Origin of the sequence: Pseudomonas sp. 31 R 17 (genome assembly GCF_900004915.1) — a bacterium.
GTDB lineage: Bacteria > Pseudomonadota > Gammaproteobacteria > Pseudomonadales > Pseudomonadaceae > Aquipseudomonas > Aquipseudomonas orientalis_A.
On record NZ_CVTN01000065.1, the window covers coordinates 773,940 to 789,887 of the forward strand.

A 15,948-nucleotide genomic window follows, 5' to 3' on the forward strand; every position below is an offset into this window, starting at 1 on the left:
TCAGCGAGTCACCCATTGTGGAGAGTGAAAGATGGCGTTGCGTACACCTTTATTTGTGGCGGGCTGCCTGTTGGCGCTGAGCGTCGATGCCATGGCCGATGCGGCCCACACCTATGCGTTCGGCCAACCCGCTGCGGCTGACAAAGCCACACGCACAGTCGAAGTGACCTTGCAGGACATGGCTTTTTCACCCAAGTCCCTCGACGTCAAGGCCGGTGAGACGGTCCGTTTTGTGTTGGTCAATAAAGGCCGGTTGCTGCATGAATTCAACCTGGGCGACGCGGCCATGCACGCCGAACACCAGAAGGAAATGTTACAGATGCAGGCCAGCGGCATGCTCACGGCGACCGGTATGGGGGCCATGGACCACAGTAAAATGGAGCATGGCGCGATGAAGCACGATGATCCGAACAGCGTGTTGGTCGAACCCGGCAAAACCGCCGAGCTGACGTGGACCTTTAGCAAGGCCACCGGCCTTGAGTTCGCCTGCAATCTGCCCGGGCATTACCAGGCGGGCATGGTGGGCACGCTGACCGTTGAGTAAGGCGTTCCTTAAGGGCGGGAGCAAAGGCTGGTAGACTGGCGCGGTTTATTTAGCCAGGTTTCCGCCATGCATCCCGCAGCCGAACATTCGCCGCTGGGCAAGTCCAGTGAATACATCTCCACGTACACCCCTTCGTTGCTGTTCCCGATCCCTCGCGCGGCCAAGTGGGCCGAGCTGGGCCTGAGCGCCGAGACCCTGCCCTACAAGGGTGTGGATTTCTGGAACTGCTTCGAACTGTCCTGGTTGCTGCCGTCCGGTAAGCCGGTGGTGGCCATCGGTGAGTTCAGCATCCCGGCCGACTCGCCGAATATCATCGAGTCCAAGTCCTTCAAGCTGTACCTCAATTCGTTGAACCAGACCGCGTTCCCCGACACCCATGGCCTGAAAGAGACTCTGCGCAACGACCTCAGCGCCGCCGCCGGCAAGCCGGTCAGCGTGCGCATCCGCAGCCTCGCCGAGATCGAGGCGCAAGGCGTGATGGCGTTGCCGGGCGTATGCATCGATGACCTGGATATCAACGTCAGCAGCTACGAACATCCGCGCCCGGAACTGTTGCGCTGTGATGACTCGCGTGTGGTGGAAGAGAGCGTGCACAGCCACCTGCTCAAATCCAACTGCCCGGTCACCAGCCAGCCCGATTGGGGCAGTGTGGTGGTGGAGTACCGCGGTGCGGCGCTGGATCACGCCAGCCTGTTGGCTTACCTGGTGAGCTTCCGTCAGCACTCGGACTTCCACGAACAGTGCGTGGAGCGCATCTTCCTCGACCTGCAGCGCTTGCTCAAGCCGCAGAAACTGACCGTGTACGCACGGTATGTGCGCCGGGGTGGGCTGGACATCAACCCGTATCGCAGCACCGAGGATGTGGTGTTCCAGAACGTACGCCTGGCGCGTCAATAAGCCTGCACACAAAACCCAATGTGGGAGGGGGCTTGCCCCCGATTGCAGGGTTTCAGACACAGATGCTGTGACTGACACTCCGCTATCGGGGGCAAGCCCCCTCCCACATTTTGGATCTGCGCTAGGCTCGCGGGCAGGTTAGATGCCGATGTTGCCCAAGGTGATCATGATGTTGCGCAATGTCCCGGAAATGACCGGGTGTTCAGCGTCGAACTCTATGGCCGCTTGATTCACGTCGTCGGAAATGCTGGGCGACTGGGTAGCCGGCTCCAGTTCAAGTTGCACTTCAAACTTGGCGATCAAGGCTTCCAGCGCTTCGCGTTTTTCTTCCGGCAGCGGCGGTTCCTGTTCCAGCTGCCCGCGCAGGATCTCGACCTGTTCTTCCAGTTTTTTGCGATCAGGCATGACATTCTTTCCTTTTATCGATAGGCACTGGCATAGACCGCGGCACGCCGGGAAAGGTCTACGAACTGACGTGTAGATTAATCCACCGGCGCCCACTGTGCATGATCCTTGTCAGGGCTTCTCGCCTTTGAGGCGGCGCAGGCGGATGTCGGCCAGGCAGGTGTCGAGCTCACCGAGGTGGTCGATCACCGAGTGCACGCCTAATCCATAGAGCGCCACGGTGGCCTTGCCGCGCTTGTGCTCGCGTTCTTTTTCGCTCAGTGCCTGCCATTGCTCCGGCGCCACGCCGCACAGCGAGCCGCAGGAGGCCAGGCCGATGGTCCACAGCCCGGCGTTCAAGCCCGATTGCAGCAGGCGCGGTTCGCCGCTGACCAGCACGCAGCCGTCCAGGCGATCGATGTTCAGTTCCATCAAGGCTTGCCAGCAGGCGTGGGGCGCCGGCCAGCGGATGGTGGAGGGTGAGGCGGCCTTGATCCACGCGGGCAGGGACGCGGCCAGTGGCGTAGTGACAGAGGGCGGCAGTTCATCCAGCCAGGCGCAGGGCACGCCTTGCTCCTTCAGGCTGCGCAGGATTTTCAGCGCGCCGGGTGTGGCCTGGGAGTCGGGGGAGGGTGAGTCGCGCCGGGCCTGGGAACCGAAATCCACCAGGCAGCCACTCAGGCCAAACAACACGGCGGTCAACGCGGGGGCAGTGGCGACGGCGATTTCGGCATGTGGCATCTGAACGTCCCTGAAATAGCTGCAACGCTATCGGGGCGGCATGACAGGTGGATGACATCGGCGCGTATTTGTAGGAATTTTGTGCAAATTATGAAAGTCGTTTCCTTGCAGCTGCCTAAATCCACACTTCCGTCATATACTGGCCGCCTTATTCAGGGCATAGCGCCCATGACAGACTATTCAAGGAGCAAAAGCTATGCGCTGGAGCCAGTACTTCGCTCAGTTGTCGGTGTGTGCCACCGTCCTAATGGCACCGTTCGCCGCCCAGGCCGCGACGGAAGATGATCCATGGGAAAGCGTCAACCGCCCGATCTTCACCTTCAACGACACCGTTGATACCTATGCCCTCAAGCCAATCGCCCAGGGCTATCAGTTCGTCACCCCGCAATTGGTGCAGGACGGCATTCACAACTTCTTCCGCAACATCGGCGATGTCGGCAACCTGGCCAACAACGTGTTGCAGCTCAAGCCGCACAATGCTGGCGTCGACACGGCCCGCCTGCTGGTCAACACCACGTTCGGCGTGCTGGGCTTTATCGATGTCGGCACCAAAATGGGGCTGCAACGCAGCGATGAAGACTTCGGCCAGACCCTCGGCTACTGGGGCGTCGGCAGCGGTCCCTACGTGATGATCCCGTTGATGGGCCCAAGCACCTTGCGTGATGCGCCGTCCAAATACGTGGACAGCTACACCCAACCGTACCGCTACATGAACGATATCGGCTGGCGCAACAGCACCTTTGGCCTGAATGTGGTCGACACCCGTGCCAGCCTGCTCGACAGCGAAAAGCTGATCAGCGGCGACAAGTACACCTTTATCCGTAACGCTTACCTGCAGAACCGTGAGTTCAAGGTCAAGGACGGCAAGGTTGTCGACGACTTTTAAGCTGTGACGTTTTGAAATGAAAAAGGCGACCTTTGAACGGTCGCCTTTTTTTGTGCGCGTGGATCAGCGCATTTTCAAAATCTTCAGGCCCAGCTGCTGCTCATCGCCTACGGCCTTGGCCCACACCACCTCGGTATCAGCCTCAAGACCCCTGAGTGCGGCGTGCTCCGAATCGATGCGCACGGTCAGCAAGTCACCGACGCTGAACTGGCGAGGTGCCTGCACCTGCATGCCGGAGCTGGAAAGGTCCAGGCAGACCCCTGCAATTTCCTGCCCGGCGTGGATCAAGGATACATCGGCATCCACCCGCATGCGGATGAAGTCGCGTTTTTCCGCGTAGTCGCGCTCATGTTCGCTCACAGCATCCATCCTTACTTTGGGTTGTGGTCATGAGCGTTCTTATAACTCCCGGTGATTTGCCGTGTAAAGACGTTCGGCGACCATCGGCATGAGCTTGAAACCCCTCACGGATGGGAGTACCGTCTGCGCCTTAGAAGGGCACCTCTGCTTTACGGTTGTGCATGGGGTAAATCCCAATGCTTTGTAGGACAGAGAGGCTAGAAAGCGAATCCAGTACGTGAGCCCGGCCATTGCCGAGCCACCTACGCCAACCTAATTCTGGCGCCGTTTGCCCACATGCAAAAAACCAGTGCCACGCTGCTGATAATCGATGACGACGAAGTAGTGCGCGCGAGCCTCGCGGCCTATTTGGAAGACAGTGGCTTCAGCGTCCTGCAGGCCGGCAACGGCCAACAGGGTCTCCAGGTATTCGAGCGCGACCAGCCCGACCTCGTGATCTGCGACCTGCGCATGCCCCAGATGGGCGGCCTCGAACTGATTCGCCAGGTGACCGAGCGTGCTCCGCAGACACCGGTGATTGTCGTGTCCGGTGCCGGGGTCATGAATGACGCCGTTGAAGCCTTGCGCCTGGGCGCCGCCGATTACCTGATCAAGCCCCTGGAAGACCTGGCGGTGCTGGAACACTCGGTGCGTCGCGCCCTGGACCGTGCCCGCCTGCTCCAGGAAAACCAGCGCTACCGCGAAAAGCTCGAAACTGCCAACCGCGAGCTCGAAGCCAGCCTGAACCTGCTCCAGGAAGACCAGAACGCCGGTCGCCAGGTGCAGATGAACATGCTGCCGGTGAGCCCCTGGACCATCGACGATTTCCAGTTCGCGCACCAGATCATCCCGTCGTTGTACCTGTCGGGGGATTTTGTCGACTATTTCCGTGTGGATGAGCGGCGCGTGGCGTTCTATCTGGCCGATGTGTCCGGCCATGGTGCATCCTCTGCGTTTGTCACCGTGTTGTTGAAGTTCATGACCACGCGGTTGTTGTTCGAATCCAAGCGCAATGGCACCCTGCCGGAGTTTACCCCCTCCGAGGTGCTGGGCCACATCAACCGGGGCCTGATCAGCTGCAAGCTGGGCAAGCACGTGACGATGGTTGGCGGCGTGATCGATGAAGAAACCGGTCTTTTGACCTACAGCATTGGCGGTCACCTGCCGATGCCGGTTTTATACACTCCTGACAGTGTGCGTTACCTGGAAGGGCGTGGCCTGCCGGTGGGCTTGTTCAATGAGGCCACCTACGAAGACCACATCCTGGAACTGCCGCCGACCTTCAGCCTGACGCTGATGTCCGACGGCATCCTGGACCTTCTTCCAGAGCCTACACTCAAAGAGAAAGAAGCCGCCTTGCCCCAAAAGGTCAAGTCGGCGGGCGGCAGCCTGGATGGTCTGCGGCAGGTTTTTGGATTGGCCACGCTAGGGGAGATGCCGGATGATATCGCCCTATTGGTGTTGAGCAGGAATCTTTGATGAGTACCGGAAGAATCCAATTCGCCGAGCAAGACGGGACCTTCGTCCTCAAATTTGTCGGTGAAGTGCGCCTGACCCTGTGTTCGGCGCTGGATGCGACGATCGAGCGGATCTTCACAGCGCTGAACTTCTCGGCGATCGTGATCGATCTGACCGAAACCCGCAGCATCGACAGCACCACCCTGGGCCTGCTGGCCAAATTGTCTATTCTGTCGCGGCAGAAGGTCGGCCTGTTGCCGACGGTGGTCACCACCCACGAAGACATCACCCGTCTGTTGCAGTCCATGGGTTTTGACCAGGTGTTCAACATCGTTGACCGCCCGATCCCCTGCCCGGAATGCCTGACCGACCTGCCGTCGCAGGATCAGTCCGAGGAAATCGTGCGGATCAAGGTGCTGGAAGCGCACAAGATCCTGATGGGCCTCAACGAGTCCAATCGCGAAGCCTTCCACGATCTTGTCAACGCTCTCGAGCGCCACTGACGGCTTCCCTGTCGAAACAGATACCAATGTGGGAGGGGGCTTGCCCCCGATAGCGGTGTGTCAGTTATGAATAAGCTGACTGACACCCTGCCATCGGGGGCAAGCCCCCTCCCACAGTTGATCCATGACAGGCTTGAAACCGGCGCCCACAAAAAAGGGCAGCACCCACTCAGGTGCCGCCCTTTTTGCTGCCTGCGCTTTTACAGCTTGGCCGACAGCAACGCCTCCAGCTTCTCCTGGTCCCGCGCGAACTGACGAATCCCCTCCGCCAGCTTCTCGGTCGCCATCGCATCCTCGTTGGATTCCCAACGGAACTGCGCTTCAGTCATATGCACGCGCGCCTCACCGGCATGGCCGGGCGACAACTTGCGCTCCAGCTTGCCTTCATCCGCCGCCAGCTTCTCCAGCAAGTCCGGGCTGATGGTCAGGCGATCACACCCGGCCAGTTCTTCAATCTGGCTCAGGTTACGGAAGCTCGCACCCATCACCACCGTCTTGTAGCCGTTGGCCTTGTAGTAGTTGTAGATGCGCGTCACCGACTGCACGCCCGGGTCATCGGAACCGGTGTAGTCGTTGCCGTTGGCCTTCTTGTACCAATCGTAGATACGGCCCACGAACGGCGAAATCAGGAACACACCCGCTTCAGCGCAGGCCACGGCCTGGGCGAAGGAGAACAGCAGCGTCAGGTTGGTCTGGATGCCTTCCTTTTCCAGCTTCTCGGCGGCGCGGATGCCTTCCCAGGTGGAGGCGATCTTGATCAGCACACGGTCACGGCTAACGCCGGCCTTGTCGTACAGATCGATCAGACGGTGCGCACGCTTGAGAATCGCGTCTTCGTCGAACGACAGACGGGCATCCACCTCAGTGGAAATACGGCCCGGCACAACTTTAAGAATCTCTTGACCCACAGCCACCGCAAAACGGTCACTGGCCAGGCCAACATCGCCATTGCAGTCCTGCACACACTCATCCAGCAGCTTGGCATAGCCTGCGATCGACGCAGCCTTGAGCAACAGGGAAGGGTTGGTGGTCGCATCTTGCGGCTTGAGCTTGGCGAGGGTGGAAAAATCGCCGGTATCGGCTACGACGGTGGTGAATTGCTTGAGTTGTTCCAGCTTGGAAGTCATGGGCGTGCTCTGTCCTGTGGGTCTGATGACATTACCCGAGCGCTGGCAGGCGCTCAAGGGCGCAAATGCGTTCGGTCGTTTGCGCGGGGCAACAACCTGAAAACAGCCGTTAAATACCGGCCGTACTGCTCAATAGGAGGCCAGAATCGATGGCAGGTTCAACCCAACTGCCCGATAGCGCCTCCACAGCCACCGATACCTCCCCTGACACACACGGCACCCAATGTGGGAGGGGGCTCGCCCCCGATAGCAATATATCCGTCAACCCAAAACTACCTGACCCCCTGCAAGCCAACCAGTCACCGCCCCTCCAACAACTCCCCAGCCTGATCCAGCAACGCCAACGGATCCGCCGCCTTATGAATATCCACCGACAACAACTGCCTGAACTTGCGCGCCCCCGGGAACCCTGTGCCCAGCCCCAACACATGCCGAGTAATGTGATGCATCGTCCCACCACTGGCCAAATGCTCCGCGATATAAGGCCGCAACTGCGCCAACGCCTCCGCCCGGCTGATCACCGGCGCTTCACTGCCAAACAACCGCTGATCCACCTCCGCCAGCAGATACGGATTGTGATAAGCCTCCCGCCCCAGCATCACCCCATCAAACGTCTGCAAATGCTCCTCGCACTGCTCCAACGTCTTGATGCCGCCATTGAGATTGATCTCCAACGCCGGAAACTCCCGCGTCAACTGCGCCGCTACGTCATAACGCAACGGCGGAATGTCCCGGTTCTCCTTGGGCGACAACCCCTCCAGAATCGCAATGCGCGCATGCACGGTAAAACTGGTGCAACCGGCGTCCTTCACCGTCCCGACAAAATCACACAACTCGGCATAACTGTCCCGCCCATTGATGCCGATACGGTGCTTCACCGTCACCGGAATCGACACCGCATCGCGCATCGCCTTCACACAGTCCGCCACCAGGGCAGGGTGCGCCATGAGGATCGCGCCGATCATGTTGTTCTGCACCCGGTCGCTGGGGCAGCCAACGTTCAGGTTCACTTCGTCATAACCGGCGGTCTCGGCCATGCGGGCACAGGCGGCCAGGTCGGCGGGGACGCTGCCGCCCAGTTGGAGGGCCAGTGGGTGCTCGGCTTCGTTGTGGCGCAGGAAGCGCTCGTGATCGCCATGGAGGATCGCACCGGTGGTGACCATCTCGGTGTAGAGCAGGGCGTGTTTGGAGAGCAGGCGTAGGAAGAACCGGCAGTGGCGGTCGGTCCAATCCATCATGGGGGCGACGGAGAAGCGGCGGGAGAGTGGGGCGGTTTGTAGGGGCATGGGGGGATCTGAGTCAACGAGGCGAATGGTGCGCAGTTTATCAGGGATGGGTCTTAGGGGCGGAGGTGCGTATTTTTTTGTGACCTTCACCACTTCGAGCGCGGACGTTGCCTTGTGTGGAATATGCCAAGAATTTGTAGGCGATCTCCGCGTACTCGATACGGGATCAGATAGGACCAGTTGGGTACCGCCCATTCTCGGGTGTGTTTTACCCGACCTTCACGGCCCATGGAAGGAAACTGAGCTAGCTTGTCGACGCTAGCGAAAATGGCATCGGAGAAGTCGTCAGCGGCTTTTGGATTTTCGAGAGCGATATAGCTCGCTTCGTCTTCCAGATTTTTGAGTGCTTTTTCAAGCCACTCAACCCGCATTCTTGCTCCAGCGCCTAGCGCGCATGGCCGACACTTGGTCATCGGTAGCGAATTTGCCTTCGTCGGCGTCTTTTATCGCCAACTCGATCTGAGTAGTCAGCGTTTTTTCGTGCTCGATGTAGTCGCGAAGAACGTCCATTGCCAGGTAGCTCACTGTCTGGCCGTTGGTTTTGGCCAGGTCGGCGAGAGAGTTGGATAGGTCTTCCGGCAGGTTTAGGGATATTCCTGTCATGGCGGCCTCAATAGTGGACGGATGTTGGGCATCTTACACCGTGGAACGCTGGCCTGAACCAGCAGATCGTCGAGTGTTGTATCGGGAAGTGATTCGTTCCCAGTCGTATGATTTGAATCAAGATTCACATTTTTTAGTAAATATGTCTTCCAGTGACCTAAATAAATGGATATATTCACTTTATCGTTGGCAGTTTTTACTAAATCCTATAGGTGTGAAATGTACAGTGAGGCTCTCGTTCAGTTGTCATTGGAAGCGCTTGGATGTACCCAAAAAGACTTGGCTCTTCGACTTGGCGTCTCCGCTACACAGATTAGTAAGTGGAAAAAAGGAGAACACCTTTCTATTGAGATGGAAGAGAAGTTAAGGGAGATTTCTGGGATTGGTGACCAGAATCCTGAGTTTGTTCTATGGAGTGGTTCTCGCGAAAATGCTAACAAATGGGAGCAACTCATCTATTCTTTAGCTGAAATGGCCCGTTTTAACGATGAGACGGGGTATGAGGCCGAGCCTTTAATGGATGAAAACGGTCTATTATGCTGGAATATTTTTGATACTCTCCGTGAGATGGGGGTTAGCATTCCTAATGAGTTTCCTATTGAACTCGATATTCTGCGGGGCGATGATGACGAAGATGACAGCTTTTGGGAGGCGGTTCATAGAAATCAATATTCATCTGCCATATATAATATTTTTAAGGCTTTTACGGATGTTTACGGGTTCTACGTTGCGTATGTAGCTGATCTGATCAATGAAGATATGGAACTGTTTGACTCCCCTGCGGAAAATATTGAACCGTGTCTCATGTCGCTTGCTGCCTCTAAAGTTAATATGGCTTCAGAGTTTGCACCTGGCTTTATGGCTTTTAAGTATAAAGTCGAAAGAGATTATGAAGAGTGGCTTGGTTTGGTAAAGGCGAGAGCATTTCGAGTTGGGGCTCCACTAAGAGCTGAGCTTCTTGACTTGGTTCACGGAGGTCATGATGGTCTCGGGCACGTAGCTGAGGCGGAAAGCCTAGGGCTAAATGCTTCACGTATACACCCAGATATTTATATGAATGAGCTTTTGGTGGGGATGCGAGTCATCCACCAAGTATTGCCAGCTATCATGAAGAAGCTCGGTATGGAAGACGAGTTTAAGTTGGACGAAAACGATCTTCACATTCATTAAAAGATGGGCGCACTAATTGATAGCTAACCGTCTGGCCAATACACCTTCCCGAGCCGTATCCTCAGGAGACCATCAGGAAGTTATGTTGCCCGGACGGCTACTCATGGACTCGTCATTTGGCGACCTTATCGACAGGACGACGTATCGGAATGAACCAGAGTGCACCTTCGGCCTTCCAGTTGGCACGGTCTCTAGAATCTCTATCACGTGGGTTTCTCGGAGCAGACAACAAGGTTTCATCGCTGAATTAGGATAGAGTTACCGGTAGGGAAATCGGGAAGGCAGCATGAAAAGGAACATTTACAGCCCCAGCGTTGATAACCAGATCGCTTATCTAAGAGAAGCGTTAGAGCTACGCGTCCTTGAGGACTCGGACATTGTGCAATGGGCGGATGATCAGATCATTGCACGAGAAAATCCGGCCTACGAACTGATAGAGCTTGCACTGATGAAAGACTCGAATCGGTACGACGTTGCAAGCCAGTTACTTCGAATCGGGACGCCTTCCTTGAGCCGCGCGGAGGTATTGCCCTATGTGCTCGCCAAGGCACATGAACAACTCCTTGTAGGTCCTGATTTTGGAAAGGTCTTATCAGAGGGACTGTACCAATCCTGGTCTCGGTCGAATTACGACTTTCCTGACGCTCTTAGCCTGTGCGGCTATTTCGAAGATGCTTATTCATTGGCTGAGAGCGGGATAGTTGGGACAGTTGACCAGATCAACCGAGAGCTGCTTGAGTTTACTGCCCAGTTTCAGGACTGCAATTGGTTCGAGAGCGTGCTTGGCCGATAGCGTTCTAGTTTTGAGGTTGGCTCCGAGATCGTGGGGCAAGGCGACATTGGTGATAAGCGCTCGCTGAAGGCACCTTGCGTGACTCAGACGGGCATCCATTGATGCGGTAGCAGTTGGCCGATCTCACTGGCACGCTGCGTCGGCAGCCGCATCAGCACATCTTTGAGATAGGCATAAGGATCATGCCCACTCCTCCACTGGAAGGCGAGCTGAGTCGTACTTCCCAAACAACCTATAACGATTTATCGCGATTTTGTCGTACATCCAATCTCGCAGTGCTATTGGGATGATTCGCGCAGCCGTTAACCAGCGCCACTGAGCACTCAGGCGCGCCAGAATCTCGAACATCGCCTCGGAACGCACGGACACTCTGCCATTGGAAATGAGCACAATGGTGTTGAATTGGTCCTGCGGCAGCCCCGCCCACTTTAATAGTGTTTGACCTTCCGGTGATTGAACCGCTGCGAGCTGAATTCGATGAACATGGTCATGGTGAATAATGAACCGTGCCCAGCCGTTGCAAAGCTTGCAGGTGCCGTCGAAAAGCACATCTGTGTCGTCCGGTCGTAGGAGAGGGACGGGAGATTGGGGTCGGAAGGTCATTGGTCTAGCAGTACCTCGAAGATAAAGCATTGTTGAAAGATGTCATTTTGCTATCGTGTTTATAACTTAACGATCTTTAAACTCTCATTGCCTCTGCAACTGTTCAACTAATCTGGTTCAGGGTTGGCAGGATATGACAGGGAACGTTGCCGGGGCACCCCCGTGTCGTTGGCGTTCGCTCTACCTCATAAAGTTGTTCAATTCTCATAATGAAATGAAGCAGGCCCGCACCGGGCATCCTCAATGACGAGGTGAATATGAACGGACTTTTAAGAAATAACGCCCTGGCAACATTGGCATGCATAGCGCTCCTGTCCATGTCTGGCATTGCACCGGCACAATCCGGTTCCATAGCGTCCAAGGATGCGACAATCGCGGCTATACCGGGTGGATGTCCAAGGTTTGCCGAAGGCGCGCAAGTGGTGACGCCTCCCGCGCTATACAGTCAGAACGGTGCGCTCGCGGTGAGCTTCTCCTACCAGCAGAGTGTTGATGCGCAGGGGCGTACGCTTTACTGCTTTATGACGCCCAATGGCTTGCAAAATCCTACGCTGCACGTACTGCCCGGTGACAAGCTGACAGTGGTGGTTACCAACAATACGCCTCAAGGCGTTAACCCGATGACGCTCAACCCGCCTAACTGCGGCGCGAAATTCATGAACAGCACATCGGTGAACCTGCACTATCACGGAACCAATACCGCTCCGACGTGCGGCGGGGATGAGGTGATCAAGACCATCATCAATTCCGGTGAAACCTTTACCTACACGCTGGATTTTCCCACTGACGAACCGCCGGGGATGTACTGGTATCACCCTCACGTGCACGGGATTTCCGAGCCGGTGGTTATGGGCGGGGCGACCGGCGCACTGATTGTGGACGGGATCGAGCGTTTTTTTCCGGGAATCGGAGCACTACCGCAACAGATCCTGGTACTGCGTGATCAGCGCCAACTCAACGACCTTAAAGAGGGGCAGGGTAACTGTGGGGTCGCCGTGCCGTTCCACGACGTCACGGTGAATAATGTTCCGGTCAATTCATACGTAGATAAAAACGGCGTTTCTTTTGTCCCTGCCGTACTGCCGGTCTCGGCCGAACAGGCACAATTTTGGCGAGTCGCCAATATTTCTGCCGATTCAATACTTGATCTGAGCCTTGTCTACGACAATGTCCCACAGACGCTGAACCTGATTGCCATTGATGGCGTTCCAATCAACTCGCAAGATGGTACTGGCGCAGCCGGTCAGAGCATTGCGGTTAACCATTTCCGTTTGCCGCCCGCGTCGCGCGTTGAGTTTGTGGCAGTTATGCCCGCGGCCACTGTGCAACAAGCCAGGCTGATGACCGCTAACATCAATACGGGCGCCGATGGCGATTGCAATCCGACTCGTCCGTTGATCACGCTTAACACCGTACCCAGCGTTGAGGCAAAAGTCGCCAGCGTGCCTACGCGGCAGATTTCCGACGCGGCGGGACGCCGCTTCGCCGGGCTGGCGCAAGCCGCTATCGCGGCGCAGCGCAATTTGTATTTTTCCGAAAACGCCGACCAGAGCGAGTTCTACATGACGGTTGACGGTCAGGCGCCCCATGTTTTCAACCCGGACGAGCCGCCGAGCATTACCACCACGCAGGGTTCGGTCGAACAATGGTCCGTGGAGAACCGCAGCACCGAAAACCACGTGTTCCACATCCATCAAATTCACTTCTATGTGCAGGGGCAGAATAACTTCGGCAAAGAGCCGCAGGCGCCCGGGATTGTGGGGCAATACCTGGACACTATCGAGGTGCCGGCTTGGTCTGGCAGAAAGCAGGATCCGTATCCGAGCGTGTCGCTGTTAATGGATTTTCGCGGCGAGGTGGTGGGGGACTTTGTCTTTCACTGCCATCTGCTGGGGCACGAGGATCTGGGGATGATGAGCATCATTCGGGTGAATCCTGCGTCGGGGAAAGTGGCGCAGGTGGGCGGGGCTTCGTTGCAGGGGGTGGGGGGTACGCATCATATGGCACATTGACTGGTTTAAAGGGGTTGGGCGTGGGGGGAGTGTTATCTCCCTTTCCCGTGCCTTTTAACATCATGGTCAGTTCACGAAGCTCCATAGGAAACTACTCACTCCTTTCTCAGCTTGCCCATCAGACGCTCCATCACTAACCTCATCAAGCCGCTGCAAACCCAGCGGCCGGAGGTGGAAGTCCGAACTGCTAAGGCGTTTTAACTCCCGTGAATATTTGGAGCTTCGCCCATGCACAACAACACACGCAGTTCTTCACTTGATCAAGCGGCGCCGTCTGTCGATCCCAAGCTTCAAGCCGCAGCCCAGCGAGCAATCAATCATCACTTGCCCCCATCCGACGACGCTGCGCCCGCCGATCACCCAATCAACAACCTATTCCTCGTCAACCCAACCCTCGACCCCGAAACCCTCCTGGCCAACGCCGCCGAAAACCTAGCATCCGCCAACGAAATGGCCGCCACCCTGGCGTTCGACCTCGACGACTCCCAACGTGCCATCGCCCTGGGCATTCAGCAGTTGATCGAGTTGAGTTCGCTGCTCGTTGATCGAGCCCAGGAGCAGGTTGCGCCTGTAACCGCCTCAGTCAAAGCCTGACATTCAACTTCGCCGCCTTGCCCAAAGGCGGCAACCTGAACTCATGCTGTCGCGCAGTAAAGTTTCATAATTCCCTGCGCCGTTGAGGTCTACGATTCCCTGCAAGCGAGGACCCCAGCGCCTCCAGCCCATTGGGAACTGAAACCATGATCTCGAACCTCGTCAAAGTTGTGATGATCACCGGCACGTTGATGTTGAGTGCTTGTTCATCTTCACCAGCTGTGAGCAGTGACCCGTGCTTTTCAGGTGGATGCCAGGCATTCGGCGACCACAGCCCCGGCAAAGCCGCCAAGATGAATTTTGGCGGCAGTGGGTTGGGGAGTAGTTATGGGGAGTATGGGGCGGGGTTGTTGCATGATGATTGATGGGGGTGGTGAGGCAGTTAGTGGTGTATTGACTGACCCATTGCTATCGGGAGCAAGCCCCCTCCCACAGTTTGATCTTCAGTGGTCAGGCGTTTGGCGACTATAGCCCCGGCAAAGCTGCCAAGATGAATTTTGTTGGCAGCGGGCGGGGAGTATGGGTCGGGGTTGTTGCGTGATGATTGATGTCGCGCTGGGCTGTTGTGCAGCCCGCTTGAGTGATGACGTGTAGGAGCGAGCTTGCTCGCGAAAAACTTGAGGGCGCGGTGTTGAATCAGGATGCCCGCGTTATCGTTGGCGATTTTCGCGAGCAAGCTCGCTCCTACAGAAAACCTAGTTGCCGCCTTTCATGCGCCGGGCGATCAGGTAGAGGCCCAGGCCGACCAGGGCTGTCGCGGCGCCGATGTAGCCGGTGCTGGTCCAGCCCAGGCCTGCCGTAATCGCCATCCCGCCGAACCACGGCCCCAGCGCATTCGCCAGGTTGAACGCCGCATGGTTGGACGCCGCCGCCAGGCTCGGGGCTTCGTGGGCGATGTCCATCAGGCGGATCTGCAACGGCGCCGCCAATGCGACCATGGTCCCAACCAACCCCATGCTCAGCAGTACGCCCCACAGCGACGAGGCGGCGAAGGGGAAGAACAGCAGCACGGCTATCGACCACACCAATATCAAGCCCACGGCCCGAAATTGCAGGCGATCAAACAGCTTGCCGCCGGCAATGTTGCCGATGATGCCGCCCACGCCAAATGCTGCCAGGCCAAACGGAATCCACTGCGGCGACACTTTGGTCACTTCCAGCATGGTCGGCGCCAGGTAGCTGAATACGCAGAACATCCCGGCAAAGCCAATCGCGCCGATGGACAGGGCCATCCAGACCTGGGGTTTGGTGAAGGCGCGCAGTTCTTTGCGCGGGTCGCTGCGTTCTTCGTCGTGGCGGTGGGGCACGAATTGCCAGACCAGGGCGATGGTGAGCAGGGCGATCACGCTGACCAGGGCGAACGCCGAGCGCCAGCCCAGGTGCTGGCCGAGGAAGGTGGCGATGGGGTTGCCCAGCAGCATGGCCAGGGTCAGGCCCATCATCACCCGGGCCACGGCGCCGGCGCGTTTGTCGGTGGGCACCATGCTGGAGGCGACCACGGCGGCGATGCCGAAATAGGCGCCGTGGGGCAGGCCGCTGATAAAGCGGAAGGCCACCAGCGAGCCGAAGGTGGGGGTGAAGGCGGTGGCGAAGTTGCCCAGGGCGTAGAGGCCCATCAGCAACAGCAGCATGTGTTTGCGCAGCAGCTTGGCGCCGAGGATGGCCAGCAGCGGGGCGCCGACCATCACGCCGAGGGCGTAGGCGCTGATGGCGTGGCCGACTTGGGGTTCGCTCAGGCCCAGGTTCTGGGCGATGTCGGGCATCAAGCCCATGATGGCGAATTCGCCGGTGCCGATGGCGAACGCGCCCACGGCCATGGCCGCTTCCATTTTGGCGGCACTGCGCGCGGGCAGCAGGTGCCCGGGTGTTTGCTGGATAGACATGGATCGCTCTGTTTGAGGTGCACGAAAGACAATCGCCGATGCTACGCAGGCGACTGTGAAGGTGTCTAGAACAGCCTCGAGCACGAGAGTTCCGGGCCTGTGACCCCAGGTCGCGGCTGGCAGTC

At 57.5% G+C, this 15,948-nt stretch carries 19 protein-coding genes and 1 pseudogene; 10 read left to right on the forward strand and 10 right to left on the reverse strand.

Annotated features, from left to right (window positions below; all coding sequences use genetic code 11):
* Window positions 1-31: 31 nt before the first annotated feature.
* Together BFP89_RS15740 and queF are read left to right on the forward strand one after the other, a co-directional pair.
* On the forward strand, window positions 32-544 hold the full coding sequence (locus BFP89_RS15740; protein WP_065886356.1) for a copper-resistant cuproprotein CopI: 513 nt from the start codon (window positions 32-34) through the stop codon (window positions 542-544).
* A 66-nt stretch (window positions 545-610) separates the two neighbouring features.
* A complete protein-coding gene (gene queF, locus BFP89_RS15745) occupies window positions 611-1,441 on the forward strand; it encodes an NADPH-dependent 7-cyano-7-deazaguanine reductase QueF (protein WP_065886357.1) in 831 nt (276 codons plus the stop codon).
* Window positions 1,442-1,579: 138 nt separating this feature from the next.
* Here the strand turns inward: queF and BFP89_RS15750 are convergent, their stop codons facing one another.
* Both BFP89_RS15750 and BFP89_RS15755 read right to left on the reverse strand, forming a co-directional pair.
* Window positions 1,580-1,846 carry a DUF4404 family protein gene (locus BFP89_RS15750; RefSeq protein WP_065886358.1) on the reverse strand — a complete coding sequence of 89 codons (267 nt, stop codon included), beginning with the start codon at window positions 1,844-1,846 and terminating at the stop codon, window positions 1,580-1,582.
* Window positions 1,847-1,957: 111 nt separating this feature from the next.
* Window positions 1,958-2,566, reverse strand: a complete 609-nt coding sequence (locus BFP89_RS15755) for a phosphatase (protein WP_065886359.1) — start codon at window positions 2,564-2,566, stop codon at window positions 1,958-1,960.
* Window positions 2,567-2,813: 247 nt separating this feature from the next.
* Here BFP89_RS15755 and BFP89_RS15760 point away from each other — a divergent pair, with 247 nt between their 5' ends.
* On the forward strand, window positions 2,814-3,452 hold the full coding sequence (locus BFP89_RS15760) for an MlaA family lipoprotein (RefSeq protein ID WP_370671219.1): 639 nt from the start codon (window positions 2,814-2,816) through the stop codon (window positions 3,450-3,452).
* A 63-nt stretch (window positions 3,453-3,515) separates the two neighbouring features.
* Here BFP89_RS15760 and BFP89_RS15765 read toward each other — a convergent pair whose 3' ends face one another.
* Complete coding sequence (locus tag BFP89_RS15765) at window positions 3,516-3,812, reverse strand: PilZ domain-containing protein (RefSeq protein WP_065886361.1); 297 nt, start codon at window positions 3,810-3,812, stop codon at window positions 3,516-3,518.
* A gap of 276 nt (window positions 3,813-4,088) precedes the next feature.
* On the opposite strand from BFP89_RS15765, the gene rssB reads away from it, so the two are divergent.
* The gene (gene rssB, locus BFP89_RS15770; protein ID WP_057722957.1) at window positions 4,089-5,270 is read left to right on the forward strand and encodes a two-component system response regulator RssB; all 1,182 of its coding nucleotides are present in this window, start codon (window positions 4,089-4,091) and stop codon (window positions 5,268-5,270) included.
* A complete protein-coding gene (gene rssC, locus BFP89_RS15775) occupies window positions 5,270-5,752 on the forward strand; it encodes an anti-sigma factor antagonist RssC (protein ID WP_017848891.1) in 483 nt (160 codons plus the stop codon). Before rssB ends, rssC begins: the two co-directional genes overlap by 1 nt.
* 200 nt (window positions 5,753-5,952) lie before the next feature.
* Here rssC and tal read toward each other — a convergent pair whose 3' ends face one another.
* The 4 genes from tal to BFP89_RS15795 all read right to left on the reverse strand — a co-directional run bounded on the left by tal (window position 5,953) and on the right by BFP89_RS15795 (window position 8,768).
* Entirely contained in the window at window positions 5,953-6,879 is a 927-nt protein-coding gene (tal, locus tag BFP89_RS15780) for a transaldolase (protein WP_065886362.1), read from the reverse strand.
* Between the two features lie 299 nt (window positions 6,880-7,178).
* Entirely contained in the window at window positions 7,179-8,165 is a 987-nt protein-coding gene (gene dusA / locus BFP89_RS15785; protein WP_065886363.1) for a tRNA dihydrouridine(20/20a) synthase DusA, read from the reverse strand.
* Window positions 8,166-8,251: 86 nt separating this feature from the next.
* Complete coding sequence (locus BFP89_RS15790; RefSeq protein ID WP_065886364.1) at window positions 8,252-8,536, reverse strand: type II toxin-antitoxin system RelE/ParE family toxin; 285 nt, start codon at window positions 8,534-8,536, stop codon at window positions 8,252-8,254.
* A complete protein-coding gene (locus BFP89_RS15795; RefSeq protein WP_065886365.1) occupies window positions 8,526-8,768 on the reverse strand; it encodes a CopG family ribbon-helix-helix protein in 243 nt (80 codons plus the stop codon). The genes BFP89_RS15790 and BFP89_RS15795 overlap by 11 nt, the downstream gene beginning before the upstream one ends.
* Before the next feature lie 165 nt (window positions 8,769-8,933).
* Here BFP89_RS15795 and BFP89_RS15800 point away from each other — a divergent pair, with 165 nt between their 5' ends.
* The gene (locus BFP89_RS15800; protein ID WP_256097356.1) at window positions 8,934-9,938 is read left to right on the forward strand and encodes a helix-turn-helix domain-containing protein; all 1,005 of its coding nucleotides are present in this window, start codon (window positions 8,934-8,936) and stop codon (window positions 9,936-9,938) included.
* Window positions 9,939-10,224: 286 nt separating this feature from the next.
* Complete coding sequence (locus BFP89_RS15805) at window positions 10,225-10,731, forward strand: hypothetical protein (RefSeq protein WP_065886367.1); 507 nt, start codon at window positions 10,225-10,227, stop codon at window positions 10,729-10,731.
* Between the two features lie 83 nt (window positions 10,732-10,814).
* Here BFP89_RS15805 and BFP89_RS27570 read toward each other — a convergent pair.
* Both BFP89_RS27570 and BFP89_RS15810 read right to left on the reverse strand, forming a co-directional pair.
* A pseudogene (locus BFP89_RS27570) lies at window positions 10,815-10,922 on the reverse strand (transposase domain-containing protein); the annotation flags it as partial.
* Complete coding sequence (locus BFP89_RS15810; protein WP_065886368.1) at window positions 10,912-11,334, reverse strand: thiol-disulfide oxidoreductase DCC family protein; 423 nt, start codon at window positions 11,332-11,334, stop codon at window positions 10,912-10,914. The pseudogene BFP89_RS27570 and the gene BFP89_RS15810, both read right to left, overlap by 11 nt.
* 257 nt (window positions 11,335-11,591) lie before the next feature.
* Between BFP89_RS15810 and BFP89_RS15815 the strand changes: the two genes are divergently transcribed.
* The 3 genes from BFP89_RS15815 to BFP89_RS27575 all read left to right on the forward strand — a co-directional run bounded on the left by BFP89_RS15815 (window position 11,592) and on the right by BFP89_RS27575 (window position 14,305).
* The gene (locus BFP89_RS15815; RefSeq protein WP_083208071.1) at window positions 11,592-13,346 is read left to right on the forward strand and encodes a multicopper oxidase family protein; all 1,755 of its coding nucleotides are present in this window, start codon (window positions 11,592-11,594) and stop codon (window positions 13,344-13,346) included.
* 228 nt (window positions 13,347-13,574) lie between these two features.
* Window positions 13,575-13,940: a DUF6124 family protein gene (locus BFP89_RS15820; RefSeq protein WP_065886370.1), complete on the forward strand. Its 366-nt coding sequence runs from the start codon at window positions 13,575-13,577 to the stop codon at window positions 13,938-13,940.
* A gap of 146 nt (window positions 13,941-14,086) precedes the next feature.
* Window positions 14,087-14,305 (forward strand): hypothetical protein, encoded by a 219-nt coding sequence (locus BFP89_RS27575; protein WP_083208072.1) that lies wholly within the window; start codon window positions 14,087-14,089, stop codon window positions 14,303-14,305.
* A gap of 330 nt (window positions 14,306-14,635) precedes the next feature.
* Here the strand turns inward: BFP89_RS27575 and BFP89_RS15825 are convergent, their stop codons facing one another.
* Window positions 14,636-15,823: an MFS transporter gene (locus BFP89_RS15825; RefSeq protein WP_065886371.1), complete on the reverse strand. Its 1,188-nt coding sequence runs from the start codon at window positions 15,821-15,823 to the stop codon at window positions 14,636-14,638.
* Window positions 15,824-15,948: the final 125 nt, after the last annotated feature.

What these genes read in the sequence shown, in the direction of transcription:
- BFP89_RS15810 (WP_065886368.1), bottom strand. Translation starts at nt 11,334, where the DNA reads ATGACCTTCCGACCCCAATCTCCCGTCCCTCTCCTACGACCGGACGAC.
- BFP89_RS15815 (WP_083208071.1), top strand. Translation starts at nt 11,592, where the DNA reads ATGAACGGACTTTTAAGAAATAACGCCCTGGCAACATTGGCATGCATA.
- rssC (WP_017848891.1), top strand. Translation starts at nt 5,270, where the DNA reads ATGAGTACCGGAAGAATCCAATTCGCCGAGCAAGACGGGACCTTCGTC.
- tal (WP_065886362.1), bottom strand. Translation starts at nt 6,879, where the DNA reads ATGACTTCCAAGCTGGAACAACTCAAGCAATTCACCACCGTCGTAGCC.
- BFP89_RS15755 (WP_065886359.1), bottom strand. Translation starts at nt 2,566, where the DNA reads ATGCCACATGCCGAAATCGCCGTCGCCACTGCCCCCGCGTTGACCGCC.
- rssB (WP_057722957.1), top strand. Translation starts at nt 4,089, where the DNA reads ATGCAAAAAACCAGTGCCACGCTGCTGATAATCGATGACGACGAAGTA.
- queF (WP_065886357.1), top strand. Translation starts at nt 611, where the DNA reads ATGCATCCCGCAGCCGAACATTCGCCGCTGGGCAAGTCCAGTGAATAC.
- BFP89_RS15800 (WP_256097356.1), top strand. Translation starts at nt 8,934, where the DNA reads ATGGATATATTCACTTTATCGTTGGCAGTTTTTACTAAATCCTATAGG.
- dusA (WP_065886363.1), bottom strand. Translation starts at nt 8,165, where the DNA reads ATGCCCCTACAAACCGCCCCACTCTCCCGCCGCTTCTCCGTCGCCCCC.
- BFP89_RS15805 (WP_065886367.1), top strand. Translation starts at nt 10,225, where the DNA reads ATGAAAAGGAACATTTACAGCCCCAGCGTTGATAACCAGATCGCTTAT.
- BFP89_RS15795 (WP_065886365.1), bottom strand. Translation starts at nt 8,768, where the DNA reads ATGACAGGAATATCCCTAAACCTGCCGGAAGACCTATCCAACTCTCTC.
- BFP89_RS15750 (WP_065886358.1), bottom strand. Translation starts at nt 1,846, where the DNA reads ATGCCTGATCGCAAAAAACTGGAAGAACAGGTCGAGATCCTGCGCGGG.
- BFP89_RS15820 (WP_065886370.1), top strand. Translation starts at nt 13,575, where the DNA reads ATGCACAACAACACACGCAGTTCTTCACTTGATCAAGCGGCGCCGTCT.
- BFP89_RS15790 (WP_065886364.1), bottom strand. Translation starts at nt 8,536, where the DNA reads ATGCGGGTTGAGTGGCTTGAAAAAGCACTCAAAAATCTGGAAGACGAA.
- BFP89_RS27575 (WP_083208072.1), top strand. Translation starts at nt 14,087, where the DNA reads ATGATCTCGAACCTCGTCAAAGTTGTGATGATCACCGGCACGTTGATG.
- BFP89_RS15760 (WP_370671219.1), top strand. Translation starts at nt 2,814, where the DNA reads ATGGCACCGTTCGCCGCCCAGGCCGCGACGGAAGATGATCCATGGGAA.
- BFP89_RS15825 (WP_065886371.1), bottom strand. Translation starts at nt 15,823, where the DNA reads ATGTCTATCCAGCAAACACCCGGGCACCTGCTGCCCGCGCGCAGTGCC.
- BFP89_RS15740 (WP_065886356.1), top strand. Translation starts at nt 32, where the DNA reads ATGGCGTTGCGTACACCTTTATTTGTGGCGGGCTGCCTGTTGGCGCTG.